The 1,676-nt window shown below is 36.7% G+C and carries 3 protein-coding genes; all 3 read left to right on the forward strand.

What is annotated here, in order from left to right:
• A partial coding sequence (locus tag BQ9856_RS05110; RefSeq protein ID WP_442855484.1) for an endonuclease III domain-containing protein occupies positions 1 to 269 on the forward strand: 269 nt, incomplete at its 5' end.
• A 485-nt stretch (positions 270 to 754) separates the two neighbouring features.
• Positions 755 to 1,006, forward strand: a complete 252-nt coding sequence (locus tag BQ9856_RS24480; protein WP_077610080.1) for a hypothetical protein — start codon at positions 755 to 757, stop codon at positions 1,004 to 1,006.
• Between the two features lie 41 nt (positions 1,007 to 1,047).
• A partial coding sequence (locus tag BQ9856_RS05120; protein ID WP_077610081.1) for a CRISPR-associated endonuclease Cas3'' occupies positions 1,048 to 1,676 on the forward strand: 629 nt, incomplete at its 3' end.

Here is a 1,676-nt window from a genome sequence, read left to right on the forward strand (position 1 = left end):
CCGCCACTTTATTTCTGGCAGATGCTTATGGAATACCGGGGGTTACGGTGGATACTCACGTATTCCGCATTTCCAGACGGTTGGGCTGGGCCTCCGGGAAAAATCCGGCAGAGGTGGAAATGGAGTTGCAGAAGGCGTTGCCGGAAGAACACTGGAACCGGATTAATTTTCAGCTGATCTATCATGGCAGAGCGGTTTGCACGGCAAGGAAGGCAAAGTGTGAGGAATGTGCGTTGGGGGAGTGGTGTGAGAAGAATATGGAGAGTTAATTAGAATTAACAGGAAACAAAGGAGACCGTACAGAAATTTTGTACGGTCTCACTTCACATTATACAATACACTTTACCTTTTCTACCCACGAGAATTAACTCGACTAATATATAATATATGTATTTTTAAGAAAAATCAATAAAGAAAAAAATAACAGAAAAAAAAATAATAGGCATTGCAAAAAAATAATAATTGTGTTATAAAGGTATAGTCTAATATAAAACAAATACATAATACAAGACACATTACCGAAAATAAAAATGGAAGAAAAGCTAATCACCCATTCAATGGTTGAAATTGATTGGGTGATGTCTGAAAATGCTTCTGCTTTAATCTAAAGAATATAGCATATTTACTTTAATGGATTTAAGCTTAAAGGTCAACCTTTTTAGAGAAGATTGTGCAAAAAGGAGGGGGGTGAACACTCAAGTTTTTCTTTCATTTTTTAAAATAAATAGAAATGAAAAATGAAAGGATGTTGATTATGAATCACTTTTTAAATTTAAACAACTCAAAAAACACTAATAAAAACAATGAGGTCCATGTAACTGTCAGTCTGAGTTGTCCTACAAATTTTTATGTAAACATGGAAAGATACGAGAATATTGATCAGGATACCACTGAAGAAAGAAAAATGGGATACATAAGAGTGTTCGGTGTGAAATTTGTTGCAAAGGTGCTCGAAAAAGGTAGAAAAATATTGAGATTTATATTAAAAAGTTTTATAATTAATTAAAAGTTGTGAATTGAAAATACAATATTAAAGAAGGTGTTTTAATGGTCGCTCATATCAATCCCGACAATCCTGAAAAAGAGCAGACTGTACAGGAACATTTGGAGGGAACAGCTCAAGTTGCAAAGCACTTGGGCCTCCCCCTTGGTATGGGATATCTGGCTTATATAGCAGGCTTGTATCATGATTTAGGAAAATGGCGCCAGGAATTTGAAAGCTACATAAGAACCTCTGTTTCTAAAAAGGCTGGAAAAGTGCAGGGAGGCGTCAATCACAGCTCCGCAGGGGCTATTTATATTTACCAAAGATATTATAAAGGAAGTTCTCTGGAAAAACTGACCGCCCAGTTAATTTGTGAAGCAATTCTCTCTCATCATGGAGTAAATGACTGTATGTCTGTGCAAGGAGAGGACTGCTTTCGTAAACGGGTTGAAAATCTGGAAAATCTTGATTATGAAGAAGTAGTTCAGAATCTTAAGAGCAGTACTATTTCTTTCACTGAAACAGATGAATGTTTTAAAAAGGCAGTAGAAGAGGTTAGCAATTTTCAAAAGGAGATTTCAGCCAATGACTTAAGCGGTCTTTTTACAAATGGTCTCATTGCACGAATGCTTTTGTCCATACTGATCGACGCGGACCGCCTGGATACGGCGGTTTTCTGTGGAGACAGAAG

Origin of the sequence: Clostridium sp. Marseille-P2415 (assembly GCF_900155545.1) — a bacterium.
Taxonomy (GTDB): Bacteria; Bacillota; Clostridia; order Lachnospirales; family Lachnospiraceae; genus Lacrimispora.